The organism is Myxococcales bacterium, assembly GCA_016717005.1.
Classification (GTDB): Bacteria; Myxococcota_A; Polyangia; order Haliangiales; family Haliangiaceae; genus UBA2376.
In genome coordinates this window covers 596,780-611,591 of the sequence record JADJUF010000037.1, presented here as the reverse complement: position 1 = coordinate 611,591, position 14,812 = coordinate 596,780, and the positions used below count along the sequence as shown (strand labels likewise).

Annotated in this window: 10 protein-coding genes and 1 pseudogene; 5 read left to right on the top strand and 6 right to left on the bottom strand. The window is 74.4% G+C overall.

What is annotated here, in order from left to right:
* Positions 1-160 precede the first annotated feature (160 nt).
* Both IPL61_26225 and IPL61_26220 read right to left on the bottom strand, forming a co-directional pair.
* Entirely contained in the window at positions 161-2,386 is a 2,226-nt protein-coding gene (locus IPL61_26225) for a hypothetical protein (protein MBK9034720.1), read from the bottom strand.
* Entirely contained in the window at positions 2,343-3,389 is a 1,047-nt protein-coding gene (locus tag IPL61_26220) for a hypothetical protein (GenBank protein MBK9034719.1), read from the bottom strand. The genes IPL61_26225 and IPL61_26220 overlap by 44 nt, the downstream gene beginning before the upstream one ends.
* 348 nt (positions 3,390-3,737) lie before the next feature.
* On the opposite strand from IPL61_26220, the gene IPL61_26215 reads away from it, so the two are divergent.
* From IPL61_26215 to IPL61_26205, 3 genes are all read left to right on the top strand, one after another.
* Positions 3,738-5,768, top strand: coding sequence for an ATP-binding protein (locus IPL61_26215; protein MBK9034718.1), 2,031 nt, complete (start codon positions 3,738-3,740; stop codon positions 5,766-5,768).
* A gap of 197 nt (positions 5,769-5,965) precedes the next feature.
* Positions 5,966-7,210, top strand: coding sequence for a DUF4157 domain-containing protein (locus IPL61_26210; protein ID MBK9034717.1), 1,245 nt, complete (start codon positions 5,966-5,968; stop codon positions 7,208-7,210).
* A gap of 2 nt (positions 7,211-7,212) precedes the next feature.
* The gene (locus tag IPL61_26205; GenBank protein ID MBK9034716.1) at positions 7,213-7,545 is read left to right on the top strand and encodes a hypothetical protein; all 333 of its coding nucleotides are present in this window, start codon (positions 7,213-7,215) and stop codon (positions 7,543-7,545) included.
* 9 nt (positions 7,546-7,554) lie between these two features.
* Here the strand turns inward: IPL61_26205 and IPL61_26200 are convergent, their stop codons facing one another.
* Positions 7,555-8,646 (bottom strand): cobalamin-independent methionine synthase II family protein, encoded by a 1,092-nt coding sequence (locus tag IPL61_26200; GenBank protein ID MBK9034715.1) that lies wholly within the window; start codon positions 8,644-8,646, stop codon positions 7,555-7,557.
* Positions 8,647-8,757: 111 nt separating this feature from the next.
* Between IPL61_26200 and IPL61_26195 the strand changes: the two are divergent.
* Positions 8,758-9,630, top strand: a pseudogene (locus IPL61_26195) (serine/threonine protein kinase).
* 2,430 nt (positions 9,631-12,060) lie between these two features.
* Here IPL61_26195 and IPL61_26190 read toward each other — a convergent pair.
* Genes IPL61_26190 through IPL61_26180 form a run of 3 tightly spaced genes read right to left on the bottom strand, consistent with a single transcriptional unit; the run spans position 12,061 to position 13,506 of the window.
* On the bottom strand, positions 12,061-12,276 hold the full coding sequence (locus tag IPL61_26190) for a hypothetical protein (protein MBK9034714.1): 216 nt from the start codon (positions 12,274-12,276) through the stop codon (positions 12,061-12,063).
* Positions 12,277-12,331: 55 nt separating this feature from the next.
* Positions 12,332-12,844 carry a hypothetical protein gene (locus tag IPL61_26185; protein ID MBK9034713.1) on the bottom strand — a complete coding sequence of 171 codons (513 nt, stop codon included), beginning with the start codon at positions 12,842-12,844 and terminating at the stop codon, positions 12,332-12,334.
* A 29-nt stretch (positions 12,845-12,873) separates the two neighbouring features.
* On the bottom strand, positions 12,874-13,506 hold the full coding sequence (locus IPL61_26180; GenBank protein ID MBK9034712.1) for a DUF4178 domain-containing protein: 633 nt from the start codon (positions 13,504-13,506) through the stop codon (positions 12,874-12,876).
* Positions 13,507-13,752: 246 nt separating this feature from the next.
* Between IPL61_26180 and IPL61_26175 the strand changes: the two genes are divergently transcribed.
* The gene (locus tag IPL61_26175; protein MBK9034711.1) at positions 13,753-14,808 is read left to right on the top strand and encodes a thiamine pyrophosphate-dependent dehydrogenase E1 component subunit alpha; all 1,056 of its coding nucleotides are present in this window, start codon (positions 13,753-13,755) and stop codon (positions 14,806-14,808) included.
* Positions 14,809-14,812: the final 4 nt, after the last annotated feature.

Below are 14,812 nucleotides of genomic sequence, written 5' to 3'. Positions count from 1 at the left end.
CGCGCTGCGCGAGGGCGGGCTCACGGCCGCGGCGGCGCTGGACGGCGCGCGCGGCGCGACGGCGCGGTCACGGCGGCGGAGGCCCTGGGCGGCGCGTGCTGAGCGACGGCGCGCTCACGGCCACGGCGGCGCTGGACGGCGCGCGCGGCGTGACGGTGCGTCACGGCTGGGCCGCGGCCCACACCCGGTACGCGCCGCACTCGGCGAGGATCTCGCGGTAGTAGGTCGTGTCCTTGAACGAGCGGACGATCGGGTACCAGGTCGTCGGCACCGGCAGGACGTCGGCCTGCTCGTACGGCTCGTACGTCGCGGTGATCAGCGCCGCCAGCTCGGTCTTGGCGGCGAAGAACGCCGCCTTGGCCTTGAAGTCGCGATCGGTGGCGAGCTCGTACGCGCGCTTGTACCAGCGGGCCGCCGCGGCGGTGTCGCGGCTGTCCTGGTGCGTGCCCTCGAGCACGGCCCGGGCGTTGCCGTACCAGGTCAGGTTGTAGAGCGCGGTGCCCAGGTCGAACGCGGCCGCGGCGGCGGCCTGGCCCTTGCCGCGCGCGCGCTTGTGCAGCTCGGCCAGGCGCGCGCTCACCGTGGCCTCGGTCCACGGCGCGTTGCCGAACGCGTCGTGGTCGCAGTCGTGGCAGTCGACGATGTGCGCGACGAACGGGTCGGTGCCGAGCCGGCTGGTCGCCTGGGCGTTGCGCGCGAGGCCCTTGGCGGCGCTGGCGAAGTCGCCGTCGAGCAGCTGGCGCATCGCGAGCTCGTGCTCGAGGCCGACCCGGGTGTAGTTGCTCGCGAGCACGAACCGATCGAACGGGGTGCGGGTCTTGGCGGTGCGCGCGATCATCTGCTTCAGGAACGCGACGTCGGTCCACTTCGACCGGGCGCCGCGGGCGTGGGCGCCGGCGTCGGCGCTGCCGCCCACCAGGAACTCGGCGTCGACCAGGCGGCCGCGCTTGATGGCGTCGGCGGCGAGCTTGCGCCGCACCTCTTGCGTCAGCGCGTTGAGGCGGCCGTAGTCGGGATCGATCGCGGTCATCGTGCGCGCCAGCTCGTCGGCGAGCTTGGGGCTGACCTTGCTGCCGGACACGAACGCCACCGCCAGGCTGGCGCGGGCCTGGCTCGCGACCTTGGCGTCACCGGGCCGGCCGGCGATCGCCGCGGCCAACCGGGTCCGGGTCGCGGCCAGATCGCCGCGCCGCGCCGCCAGGTGGCCGGCGACCAGCTCCATCAGCCACGGGCGATCGGCGCCCGGCGCCGCGGCGATCGCGACCGCGAGCTGCTCGAGCGCGGCGAAGGCCTTCCGCTGCGCGGCCACGACGCTCGGATCCGGCGCGCTGTCCCACGGCGGCACGCCGCTGCTCTCGGCGCGCTCGAGCTCGCGCACGACCAGGAGCCCGAGCAGGTCGGACGCCGGATCGAGCTTGAAGATCTCCTGCGCGGCGACCAGCCCGTCGAGCTTGACCCCGACCAGGCGCCACAGCTCGGTGCGCTCGCGCACGGTCGTCGCCAGCGCCAGGGTCGCGCGCCAGTCCTGGTCCTCCATCGGCTGGAAGTCCTGGGCGGTGACGCCCGCGAGCGCTGGCGCGCTGGCGTGGACCCGCGCCAGCTCGAGGTTGGCGCGCGCGCGATCGCCCTTGCGCCGGAGCGCGCCGGCGACGTAGTAGCGCGCGCGCGCCGCCAGGTCCGCCGACGGGCCCGCGAAGGTCGCGCCGCCGCGATCGAACAGCGTCACCGCGCCGGCCCAGTCGCCGCGGTAGAACGCGATCCGCAGCCGCTGGTAGGCGTAGCGCTGCTGCAGGAACGCGTTGCCGGCCTTGGCCGCGGCCGCGCTGAGGGCCTTGGCGTCGTCGGCGAGCTTGGTCAGGGTCGCGCCCGAGGCGCCGTTGTCGAGCGAGGCGATCTGCTCGACCCGGCGGGCCAGCCCGACGTAGGCCAGCGCGCGCATCATCGGCTCGCGCATCGACGTCCGCTTCGCGACCGCCTGCGCGATCGGCTCGAGGCCGCGCGGGGCGGCCGTGCCGGTGACGACGCTCCGCCGCAGGTCGCTGAGCTCCTTCGGCGACGCCTGGAGCAGCACGCGGTCCCAGTCGGCGGCGCTGACCTGGCCGCCGAAGTAGGTGTTCCAGTCCGCGGTCATCGCGGTGCGCGCGCAGTCGTCGCACGGTCCGCCGAAGCCGGCCACGAACGGATCGTAGTTGAGGCCGGGGCCGGTCGGCTCGGCGGCGACGCTCGGGTCGAACGTGGTCAGCTCCTCGAGCTCGGGGCCGCCCCAGCCGCAGGCGTCGGCCTGGCGCTCGCGCGCGGTGCCGTCACCGACCAGCATCACCGCCGCCGCGAGCGCCGCGGTGCTAGCGAGCCGTCCGAAAGACGTGGTCGAGGTGCGTGAGGTCATGGCGAGCGAGGTTCCTTTCGGACAGATCGAACAGGGCGATCGTGCGCGGCGGCGACACCGCCGCGAGGTGCGCGGCCAGCATACCCGCGGCGGCCTGGGTCTCCGACGGGCCGGTCACCTCGATCTTCAAGATGTCGCCGGCCCGCAGCAGTGTTCCATGCAAGAAGGTCGTGCGCGTCACCTGGTAGCGATCGGGCCCGGCCGGCCGCACGAAGTCGAGCGCGGCCAGCTCGTCGGGATCGGTGCTCTGCAGCAGGCCCTCGACCTGATCGTCGCGCAGGTGGATCGTCCACGACCAGATCGGCAGCGCGCCATCGAGCGGCAGCGGGTAGTCGGCGAGGCGCGCGAGGTAGCGCTCGGCGGCCGCGGGGTCGAAGATCGCGCGGGCCTCGGGATCGGCGCTGAACCGGCCCATGTTGTAGAACATCAACATGCCGCGATCGACCGGCGGCACGCCGGTGCGCTCGCGGTACTTCACCTGGTGCAGGCGGATCGTCGCCGACAGCGCCGCGCCCGCCGGCAGCCGCCCGCGCACCGCGCGCACGAACTCGAAGAACCGCGCGCGGGTCGTGTCGGTCCAGTCGCAGTCGAGCTGCAGCTCGCGCGGCGCGAACCCCAGCGCCGCCGCGCGCTCCGCCACCGCGCCCCACGTGTCCGCCGCCAGCGCCGCCACGCCGTCCGCCCCGACGTGCGCGAACACCTCGTTCTTCAGGTAGACGACCGGCACCACCTCGACGCCCGCCGGCACCGCCGCCGCGCCGCCCGCGATCGGCCCCAGCCGCGCCGGCGCCCCATCGACCCACGCCACGTCGAACATCCGCACGTACAGGCGCTCGACCCCCAGCTCCGCCAGCGCCCGCCGCTCCGCCCCCGACAGCGCCAGCGTCGTCCGCCAGAAGTAGAACGCCCGTCGCGCCGGCCCCTTCTCCACCTTCGGCGCCGCCCGGCACGCGAGCACCACCGCCAGCACGAGGAGGAATGGGGACCGGATCCTGGGTCGCAACAACTGGAAACTACTCCGAAAAAAGACCTACCGCGTCAAAAAAGGGGACCGGATCCTGGGTTCCAACACGCTGATCTCAAAGATGTTTTTGGGCCTGCCGCGTCGACATGCGGTCACGGACGCCCGCGATCCAGCGAACGCGTGCCCGGCAACCAGTCTTCCATGGCGATCGAACGGGGGCGCCAAGCGACCTGCGCGCCGGGACACCCGCGCGCGGTGAGGCGCGCGGCAAGAATGCGCCATGGCACGCGCCGCGATCTGCGCGCCGCGCCCCGCCCGCCCTGACCGCCGCGCGGTGAGGCGCGCCGCGCGGGTGACCCCGCCGACGGCATTGCATAGAGTAGCCTGGTGACCGTCACGCCCTACGCCGAGCCGATGGCGCACCTGCTCGATCAGCTGGTGATCGTGCGGGTCGCGCTGCAGGCCGCGGTCGCCCGGCGCGGCGGCGGCGACGAGGCCGCGCGCGACCTCGAGGTCGAGCAGGCCCGGCTCGACGCGGAGAGCCGGGCCCGGGCCGCGGTGTCGGCGCCGGCCGCGGTGCCGCTCGAGCGCCTGCGCGGCGTGTTCCAGCTGTCGCCGACGGAGATCGGCGTGCTGGTCTTGCTCGCCGGCCTCGAGCTCGACGTCAAGCTGCGCGAGTACGCGCGCGGCGTCATGGCCGACGCCGCCCGCACCGCGCCCGACGTCGGGCTGCTCGACGAGGTGCTCTACGTCGGGACCGCGCGCGGCCACATGCCCGAGGAGCTCGGCGCCGACGGCACGCTCGTGCAGTTCGGGCTGATCCACGTCGAGCCGATCGCCGACGCCGCGTTCGCGCTCCGCCGGGTCCGGGCGGTCGAGCGCGTGATCGATCTGCTCCACGGCAAGGACGTGCTCGATCGTCGGGTCGCGCGCTTCGCCGAGCTGATCACCGCGCGCGACCGCGCCGAGCTGGTGCTGGCGCCGGGCGCGTACGAGGAGATCGGCGGGCTCCTGACCGCCGCGGTCCAGATCAGCCGCACCGGCACGGCCCACCCGGTCATCGTGCTGTCGGGCCCCGCCGGCTCCGGACGCACGACCTTGCTCGCCGCCGCCGCGCTGCCGGTCGGCCTGCGCACGCTGCGGGTCCGCGGCGCCGCGCTCCCGCGCGACGAGCCCAGCCTGCGCGCCCTCGGGGCGATCCTGGTGCGCGAGGCCGTGCTGTGGGGCGCGCTGCTGCTGCTCGACGGCGTCGATCAGCGCCCCACCGACGGCGCCGGCCACGAGCTCGACGAGATCATGTTCAGCTGGTACCCGGGCCCGGTCGCCGCGACCGCCGGGCGCATCACCGGCAAGCCGCCGCAGTTCGCGCGCGGCGTCGTCGTGATCGAGCTCGGCATCCCCGACGAGCCGGCCCGCGAGGAGCTGTGGCAGCGCGCGCTGCCGCCGGCGGTCGCGCCGACCTTGGCGCGCTGGGCCGCCGAGCGCTACTTCGTCACGCCCGGCGTGATCGATCAGGCCGCGGTCGCCGCGATCGCCCGGGCCGAGGCCCGCGGCGCCGGGGCGCCGGCGCTCGACGCCGCCGACGTCCACGAGGGCCTGCGCGGCGTGCTCGACGCCAAGCTGACCACGCTCGGGATGCGCATCACCTGGCGCCAGCGCTGGGACGATCTGGTGCTGCCCGACGAGGCCGCGCTCGACGTCCGCGAGTTCATCGCGCGCGTCAAGCACCGCCGCCGGGTGTTCCTCGAGTGGGGCTTCGGCCGCAAGGTCGCCAAGGGCCTGGGCCTGTCGGCGCTGTTCTCGGGCCCGCCCGGCACCGGCAAGACCATGGTCGCCGGCCTCATCGCCACCGAGCTCAAGCTCGACCTCTACCAGATCGATCTGTCCAAGGTCGTGTCGAAGTGGGTCGGCGAGACCGAGAAGAACCTCGGCGAGCTGTTCGACGCCGCCGAGGCCGGCCACGCGATCCTGTTGTTCGACGAGGCCGACTCGCTGTTCGCCAAGCGCACCGAGGTCAAGTCGAGCAACGATCGCTACGCCAACCTCGAGGTCAACTACCTCCTCCAGCGGATGGAGTCGTTCTCGGGCATCGTCATCCTCACGACCAACCACGACACCGCGATCGACGACGCGTTCCGGCGCCGCCTGTCCCTGCGGGTCGAGTTCCCGGTGCCCGAGCCCGACGAGCGCGCGCTGCTGTGGCGGGCGCTCTTGCCGCCCGAGGCCGCGATCGACCCCGACCTCGACTTCGCCGCGCTCGGCGATCGGTTCGAGATGACCGGCGGCTACATCAAGAACGCCGCGGTGCGGGCCGCCTTCCTGGCCGCGGACGAGGGCACGGCGATCGGCATGCGCCACCTCGTCCGGGCCGCTCGAGCGGAGTACACCGCGATGGGCAAGGTGGTCTCCCAGCTGTGACCACTTCGGTCGGGCCGCGTAATTTCAGTAGTTTGGGTGAATATTGAGGGGCGATCTCGGGGAAGGTTTGGGGGCCCCGTGGCGTATTCTGGCAAAGCCCGATGCCGTGAACCGGCCCACGCCCCGCAGGAGCCCCCGACATGAGCACTGATCGCCTGACCCAGGCCCCCGAGCAGACCGACCTTCCGCCCCAGGCGATGTCCGAGCCCGTGCAGATGCGCGCGCAGCCCGAGGGCGACGCGCACCAGCAGTGGTGCAGCGACAAGATGGTGCAGCTGATGGCCGAGCCCATCCCGGGCCGGGTCGTGCAGCGCGACGGCGGCGACGGCGGCTCGCCCGGCCACGTCCACGCGGCGGCCGAGCGCGGCATCTCGTCGGCGTCGACGAGCATGCCCCACGCCAGCACGATCCAGGCGTCGTTCGGCAAGCACGACATCTCGCACGTCCAGGCCCACGTCGGCGGCGGCGCCGCCGACGCCTGCAACGACATGGGCGCCAGCGCCTTCGCGTCCGGCGACCACGTCGCGTTCGCGAAGTCGCCCGATCTGCACACCGCGGCCCACGAGGCCGCGCACGTCGTGCAGCAGGCGCGCGGCGTCAACCTCTACGGCGGCGTCGGCCAGGCCGGCGACTCCTACGAGCGCCACGCCGACCAGGTCGCCGACGCGGTCGTCGGCGGCAAGTCGGCCGAGGGCCTCCTGTCGGCCGGGCCGTTCGGCGCCGAGCCGGCCGGGGGCTGGGGCGAGAGCGTCCGCAGCATCGCCGCGCCGACCGTGCAGCGCAAGGGCGGGGCCGAGGGCGAGGGCGCCGAGGCGCCGGCGGTCGATCCCGCCAACGCCAAGGTCGCCAAGCTGCACCTCTACGCCGACATCGAGGCCAAGTCGATGGGCATCGCGGAGCTGCAGAACGGCTCGGTCGGGCACACCTGGATCGCGCTCGAGTACCTCGACACCGCGGCGATCCCCGACTCGGTCCCCGGCAATCACAAGGCCCTGCTCCAGAACGGCGGCAAGTACGCCGACCCGATGGGCTTCTGGCCGGACATCGCCAACGGCATCGGGTACAGCCCGAACCCGCTCAACTCGTACGTCCAGGGCTGGATGCGTCACCCCGACGACGCGCACCAGGGCGCCGAGAAGGCGTCGCAGACCTGGCTCCTCACCCAGGCCGAGGTCGACTCGGTGATCCGCTACGCCGAGTCCAAGCGCGGCGCGAAGTACTCGGTCTTCTTCTTCAACTGCACCCACTTCGGCGTCGGCGCGGTCAAGGCCGCCGGCAAGAGCGCGCCGTCGGCGACGATGGCCGGCATCGCGATGCCCAACGCGCTGTACGATGGCATCAAGGCCCGCCAGCAGAAGGGCGAGGGCGACACGATGACCAAGGACTTCGACGGCGCCAACGAGGTCGTCACCCACGGCGCCGAGCAGAACAAGAAGAACTGATCATGGCCATCGGTGACTGGACGTTGCGCGTGACGGGCGCGGTCGAGCGGATCGATCGCGAGGACGTCGACAAGAGCGGTCGCGCCCCGCGCTACTTCTTCACCTACCTGATCAAGCCCAGCGCGCTGGCGGACGTGCCCGACGGCGCGGTCGTGCCCGAGCTGGTGCCGATCCGCATCAAGGACATCGAGCTCGATCGCATGATCAAGGTCGCGCCCCAGGTCGGCGATCGGGTCGTGATGACCGCGCGCGCCAGCGGCGCCAAGCCGTCGTCGTTCTACATGGCCTCGGTCGAGGCCGCGCCGGCCGGGCTGGCCGCCGACCCGTCGGGCTGAGCGACCTCGCTACCGACCCAGCTCGGCGCGCACGATGCGGGCGCCGTCGGCCAGGGCCCGCAGCTTCTCGCGCGCGCAGGTGCGCGGCAGCTGCTTGAGGCCGCAGTCGGTCGTGAGCGTGACCCGCTCGGGCTCGATGTGGCGCAGCACCTTGCGGATGCGCTCGGCCACCTGCTCGGGGTGCTCGATCTCGAGCGTGCGCACGTCGATCACGCCGGCGGCGATGCGCTTGTCGGCCGGCAGCTGCCGCAGCAGATCCGCGTCCGCCATCTCGCGGCACGCGAAGTCGAGCACGTACTCGTCGACCGCGACCTCGAGGTAGTGCGGCAAGATCGCGCGGTAGCCGCCGGCGGTCATGCCCTCGAGCTTGTTGCCCCAGGCGTTGCCCATGCAGAAGTGCCACGACGTGTGGACCTGCGCGCGATCGATCCCGCGCATCGTGCGATCGACGACCTCGTTGACCCAGGCGTAGTCGGCGTCGCCCGACAGGAACGGCATCCACGCGCCCAGATCCTCGAGCTGGACGTCGCGGCAGCCGGCGTCGATGACCTCGTGGATCTCGGCCGAGAACACGTCGGCCAGGGCCCGCGACAGGTCGTAGCGATCCTTGATCGGGCCGCGCTTGAAGTGCGCCAGCGTCGACAGCTGCACCGGGCCCGCGCCGATGCAGGCCTTGACCGGCTTGGCGGTGTGGGCCTGGGCCCAGCGGTACAGGAGCTCCATGCGCACCGGGCCGCGCTCGATCGGGCCGATCACGCCGACGCCGCCGGCCTCGTCGAGCGCCCAGATGTCGCGGCCCCGGGCCTTGCCGCGGGCCGGGTGCGGCAGCTTCTCGGGCGAGAAGCCGCCGGTGCGCTCGAGCCAGTACCAGAGGAACGAGCCGATCCCCATGTGGTAGTCGTCGAACCACATCTGGCCGTCGGTGACGACGTCGAGGCCGGCGTCCTCCTGGTCCTTGATCACCGCGCGGGTCGCGTCGTGGAAGGCCTCGGCGTGGCCCGCGAGCTTGAACGCCTCGAGCACGTCCTTGCCGGCCAGCTGGTGCGTGAACCACGCCGGCCGCGGGTAGCTGCCGACCATCGTCGTGGGCAAGATCGTCATCGCGCGCGACTCTACGCCCGGGCGACGGCGCGCCACCGCTTACCCGACTTACTTCGCCGCGGCGACCCGCGCGGCGCGCGTGCGCCCGACCTGCGCTAAGCTCGAGCGCTCATGGCCGCCGACGACGCGCACGACGAGACCGCGACCAGCGGCGTCGTGCCGCCGGCGCGGCCGGCGCGGGCCGACGGCTTCCGCGCGGGCGAGCAGCTGGGCCGCTACGTGATCGAGCGCGTGCTCGGCGCCGGCGGCATGGGCCTGGTCTACGCCGCCCACGATCCCGATCTCGATCGACGCGTGGCGATCAAGGTGCTGCGCGGCGACGCCTCCGACGACTCGCGCGTGCGGCTGCTGCGCGAGGCCCGGGCGATGGCCAAGCTCAGCCATCCCAACGTCATCACGGTCTACGAGGTCGGCACCGCGGCCGGCGTCGACTTCGTCGCGATGGAGCTGCTCGAGGGCGGCACGCTCGGCGAGTGGCTGCGCGCCGAGCGGCGCGCGCCGGCGGAGGTGCTGCGGCGGTTCCGCGCCGCCGGGGCCGGCCTGGCCGCGGCCCACGCCCGCGGGCTGGTCCACCGCGACTTCAAGCCGGCCAACGTGCTGCTCGGCCGCGACGGTCAGGTCGTCGTCACCGACTTCGGCCTGGCGCGCGGGTTCGACAGCGACGCGGTGGCGGCGACCCTGCCCGCGGCCGCGGCGCCGCCGGCCCAGGCCGTCGCGCGCTCGGTCGAGCTCGAGGACACGGTCGCGGCCACGCCGTCGCCGTCGCGCTCGCCGTCGCGCTCGCAGCCGGCCGACCTGGCGAGCACGCTCACGCGCACCGGCGCGGTGCTCGGCACGCCCGCGTACATGGCGCCCGAGCAGTTCGCGGGCGGCCAGGTCGGGCCGTGGGCCGACCAGTTCGCGTTCGCGGTGGCGCTGTGGGAGGGCCTGGTCGGGCAGCGGCCGTACCGCGGCGCGACGCTCGAGGAGCTGCGGGCTGCGGTCGAGCGCGGCGCGCCCGACGTGGGCGCGCTGCCGCGCTCGGTGCGCTCGGTGCTGCAGCGCGCGCTGGCCCGCGACGCCGCCGCGCGCTGGCCCGACATGACCGCGCTCCTGGCCGCGCTCGATCGGCGCGTGCGACGGCCGCGCCAGCTCGCGCTGGTGGCCGCGGTCGGCGCGGTCGTGATCGTCACCGGCGGCGCGTTCGCGCTGCGCGAGCGCAGCCGCCAGGCCACGCCGGCGGGGGTGGCGTGCGCGCTCACCGACCGCGATCTCGATCTCGTCTGGTCCCCGACGCAGGCCGCGGCGCTGGCGGCCCACCTCGGCGACGCGCGCTGGGGCACCGCCCGCCCGTTGTTCGACAGCTTCGCGGCCCGCTGGAAGGCCGAGCGCGCGACCACCTGCGCCGCGCCGGGCGAGCGCACCTACCACGGGCGGCTCACGTGCCTCGCCGGGCTGCGCGACGAGTTCGCGGCGCTGACCGAGATGCTCGGGCAGCTCCCGATCGACGCGATCCCCGACGAGGCCTGGCGTGAGATGGTGCCGGAGCCCGACGCTTGCCGCAGCGGTCGCCGCACCGCGATGCCACCGCTGCCGACCGATCCTGCCACGCGGGCGGCGTTCAGCGAGGTGGTCCGCGCGGCCTCGACCGCCGGGATGGTGGCCCGCGGCCCCAACCCCAAGGCGGCGCGCGCGATCGCCGAGGGCGCGGTGGCCCAGGCCCGCCAGATCGACTACGCGCCGGCCCTCGCGATCGCGCTCCAGGCCGAGGCCTCGGTCGTCCACGTCGCCGGCGACTGCGCCGCGGCCGCGCCGCTGTACGAGGACACCGCCACCGCGGCCGAGGCCGCCGGCGCCGACGGCATCCGGGCCATGGCGCAGATCGGCCTGCTCGAGTGCGCGATCTCGCGCTCGTCCGATCTCGCGGAGATCCAGCGCCGCGCCACCGCCGCCGACGCCGCGATCCAGCGCGCCGGCGACGATCGCTCGTTGCGGGCCGCGCTCGACAGCACGCTGGCGCAGATCGACGGCGAGACCGGCGACTACGACACGGCGATCGCGCGCACCGAGCGCGCGCTGGCCACGTTCGTCGAGGTCCGCGACGCCCGGCGCGCGGCCCACACCGCGTCGGTCGCCGCCGCGTACCGGATGGCGCGCGGCGCCGACGGCGATCTCGACCGCGCCTACGCCCTGGCCGAGCTCGCCCTGGCCCAGACCGCCACCGCGTTCGGCCCCGACCACCCGATGACCGGCCGGATGCGCATGCAGCTCGGCCTGTTCACGCTCGATCGCGATCCCGCGGCCGCCCGGGCGATGATCGACCTCGGCATGGCGGCGGTGCCCGAGGCCGAGGCCCCGGCCGACGCGCGCGCGGTGCGCGGTCGGGTCCGGGGGCCGGACGGCGCCCCGGTCGTCGGCGCGCAGGTGTTCGCGGCGACCTCCCTGGTCGCGCCCGCCGACGGCGTCCCCCTGAGCGATGGCTCGACCTGGACCGCGCGCGCCACCACCGACGCCGCGGGTCGATTCGAGCTGCGCGCCAGCCCGGGCTCGGTCGTGTACGCGATCACCGCGACCGAGGCCGCGCGCCCGGTGCGCGTCGACGGCGACGACGTCGATCTGCGCCTGGTCGCGACGGCGCGCCTGCGCGTGCACGCGGTGGTCAACCCGCCCGCCGCGGCCGCGGCCGACGCGCCCCGCGAGCTCCGCCTGGCCGGCACCGGCCGGGCGGTCGGGGTCGTGGTCAACTTCGTCGACCGCGGTCGGATCTTGCAGATCTTCGGCCGCCGCGACGGCGACGACGCCTGGGTGATCGATCGGGTCCCCGCCGGGCCGGTCTCGTACGGGGTCGTGACGTCGAGCGCGCTCGGCGACGGGGCCATGCAGCTCGCGACGACCACGCTGACCGCGGGGCGCGACGCCGCGCTGGAGCTCGCGGTCGACCTGCGCGGCAAGGTCGTCGACATCATCGTCCGGGCCGAGCGATCCGGCACGATCCCGACCGCGCGGGTGCTGGTGGCGCCGGGCCGCGTCGCGCGGTTGCCGACGACCGCGGCGGGCGTCTGGGCGGCGCTCGCGCACGGGCGGACGTTGATCGGCCTCAACGCCGCGCCGGTGGTCGAGGCCACCCGCACGAGCGCCGGCGCCGGGCGCTACCTGCCGGACGACATCCACGCCCGGGTCGGGGCGATCCCGCCCGGGCCGCTCACCATCTGCGTGATCCCGTTCGCCGGCGACCTGCGCGACCGCGCCTTCATGGCGCCGCTGGTCGCCGCCGACGATCTCGAGGTCCGCTGCCGGGTGGTCGAGGTCGGCGAGGCGCCGATCCAGGCGTTCGTGATCGAGACGCCGCCGATGAAGCGCCTGCCGTGAGCGACGCCCGCTGAACCCGCCGCCCGCGCTGGCGCCGTGCTGGCGCCGTGCGGGCGCCGTGCTGGCTCAGTGCTGCGACGCGCAGGCCAGGCCGGCGCTGCCCGGGCGGTGGACGCAGACGCCCAGGCGGTTGCCGTCGAGCCGGCACACGTCGGCCACGCGCTCGCACACCGCGACCGGATCGGTGGGCGTGCCGGTGGGCTTGGCCGACGACCCCGGCCCGCACGCGGCGACGCCCACGAGCCCGATGAGCAACCCGATGAGCGACGCGCCGCGGAGCATCGGCGCACCGTAGCACCTGCGCGGCGCTCGACCGAACGCGGCGCGCCCGCGCCGCTCAATAGCCGAGGTCGATCCAGACCCAGCGGTCGCGCCAGGCGATCGCCGCGGTGGCGTCGGGGCCGGCGAGCCACAGCGCTACCCCCGCCGGCGCGGCGTCACCGAGGAGCTCGAGCGGCCGGCGCCGGATCGGCCCGCGCGCGGGGTCGGCGGCGGTGACCAGCCGCACCGGCACGCCCATCGGGTCGCACGCGGCGACCCCGACCGCCTCGGCGTGGCCGTCGATGAGCTCGACCTGATCGATCGTCGTCGGGGGCATCGCGCGGCACACCAGCGTCGGCGCGGCGGTCGCGTGGATCTCCAGGCACGCGACGGTGTCGGCCGCCGGCGCCAGCCGCACGCGATCGACCCGGCCGTCGCCGTCGAGGTCGACCTCGAGGTCGGCCCCGGCCGGGCAGACCCACGCCGCCCCAGGCGGCGCCGCGGTCGGGGCGCGATTGCCGATCGTCGTCGGCGCCGAGCCGCCGCCGCAGGCGGCCACCAGCGGCCCCACCGCCAGCGCGCCGCGCATCACGAGCCCGCGAGCCGATCGACCGCGCCTCACGAGCCCGGGATCAGGTCGATCGTGTCGCCCGCGACCTTGGTGCCGCGCAGCACGCGGTAGTCGCTGCCCCACTGCTCGATCATCGCGGTGTCGTCGCCCGACGACTGGTAGAGCCACCAGCGGCAGCGCTCGACCGTGCCCCCGGGCGCGGCGGCGCGCGCGCCCAGCAGGTTGCCCACGTCGCCGGTGACCTTGCAGGTCGCGGTGCCGCGCTTGTCGAGGGAGAACCGGACCTCGCCGATCACCAGCACCTCGGGCGGGTAGCCGGCGACGTCGGTCGGGTCGGGGCGGAGCATGCGCACGACCTGGGAGCCGACCCGCTCGATCCCGACGACGCACCAGACCACGTGCTGGCCGTCGACGAGGCGCGCGCCGACCCAGCGGTGGCCGTCCTCGTCGTAGGCGATCGCGCCCTCGCACAGGAGGTCCTTGCCGTCGACCGTCACGACGTCGCCCACGCGCAGCTCGCGCAGGCCGCGCTCGATCAGCGTGTCGCCCACGGCCGGCAGCGCGCGCTGGCCATCGCCGCCGAGCCCGCGGCGCTTCTGCTCGTTCCGGTACGCGACCGCGCCCGCCCCGGCGCCGCCGACGGCGACCACGAGCGCCGCGATGATCAAGATCGTCAGCATCGATCCTCCGGGTCGGACCATAGCGCACCGCGGCGCGACGCGTGCGCAACCGGCGACGCAGGCAGATGCGGGCCCGTCGCCTTGACACGTGCGGACGCCACTCGCTACACCGTCCGCGACGCGGACCTCCGCGTCGCACCACGACCCCGCCCGATTTCTCACCGCCGACCCGCTCGGCGCGGAGGCCCCATGGTAGCCGTGCAAGCTCAGGACGACCTGCGCCGCGTACTCGACGACGATGGCCGCGTGCTCCCCGGAGCCCGCGTCCCCGACGTCGCCGACGACCTGCTGCGCACCATCTTCGACAAGATGTCGCTGGTGCGCATCATGGACGACCGCATGATGCGGCTCCAGCGCCAGGGCCGCCTCGGCTTCTACATGAAGGCGATCGGCGAGGAGGCCACCCACTTCGCGGTGGCCCAGCTCCGGGCCAGCGACTGGATCTACCCAAGCTACCGCGAGCAGGGCGCGTGGTTCTGGCGGGGCTACACGATCCGGCAGTTCGTCAACCAGCTGTTCGGCAACGCCAACGATCCGGTCAAGGGCCGGCAGATGCCGGTGCACCACTCGGCCAGCTGGCTGAACCTGGTGTCGATCAGCTCGCCGGTCGGCACCCAGATCCCGCAGGCGGTCGGCTCGGCCTACGCCGCCAAGGTGCTGGGCAAGGACGACGTCTCGATGGTGTACTTCGGCGAGGGCACGTCCTCGACCGGCGAGTTCCACGTCGGCATGAACTTCGCGGGCGTCTGGAAGGCGCCGTGCGTGTTCGTCTGCCGCAACAACGGCTGGGCGATCAGCGTGTCGGCGGCCAAGCAGTGCGCGGCCAAGAGCTTCGCCGCGAAGGCGGTCGGCTACGGCATGCCCGGCGTCCGCGTCGACGGCAACGACATGCTGGCGGTGCTGCAGGTCGCGCAGGAGGCGATCGACCGGGCCCGCGCCGGCGAGGGCCCGACGCTGATCGAGGCGCTGACCTACCGGGTCCAGGGCCACTCGAGCTCGGACGACCCGTCGGTCTACCGCGATCCCAAGGAGCCCGAGATCTGGGAGAAGCGCGACCCGCTCAACCGGCTGCGCAACTACATGAAGTTCCGCGGGCTGTGGGACGAGGCCGAGGAGAAGCAGCTGGGCGAGCGCTACAACCAGGAGATCACCGACGCCCTGGCCGAGTCCGACGCGACCCCGCCGCCGCCGGTCGAGAGCATGTTCGACGACGTCTACGAGGACATGCCCTGGCACATCCGCGAGCAGAAGGCCTGGCTCATGGCCCAGGCCCGCACCAAGTCTCCGCATCACCACGGCTAGTCGA

Bases quoted from the DNA above. Each gene is read 5' to 3' on its own strand.
- IPL61_26225 (MBK9034720.1), bottom strand. From the start codon at position 2,386: ATGACCTCACGCACCTCGACCACGTCTTTCGGACGGCTCGCTAGCACC.
- IPL61_26210 (MBK9034717.1), top strand. From the start codon at position 5,966: ATGTCCGAGCCCGTGCAGATGCGCGCGCAGCCCGAGGGCGACGCGCAC.
- IPL61_26205 (MBK9034716.1), top strand. From the start codon at position 7,213: ATGGCCATCGGTGACTGGACGTTGCGCGTGACGGGCGCGGTCGAGCGG.
- IPL61_26200 (MBK9034715.1), bottom strand. From the start codon at position 8,646: ATGACGATCTTGCCCACGACGATGGTCGGCAGCTACCCGCGGCCGGCG.
- IPL61_26190 (MBK9034714.1), bottom strand. From the start codon at position 12,276: ATGCTCCGCGGCGCGTCGCTCATCGGGTTGCTCATCGGGCTCGTGGGC.
- IPL61_26185 (MBK9034713.1), bottom strand. From the start codon at position 12,844: ATGCGCGGCGCGCTGGCGGTGGGGCCGCTGGTGGCCGCCTGCGGCGGC.
- IPL61_26180 (MBK9034712.1), bottom strand. From the start codon at position 13,506: ATGCTGACGATCTTGATCATCGCGGCGCTCGTGGTCGCCGTCGGCGGC.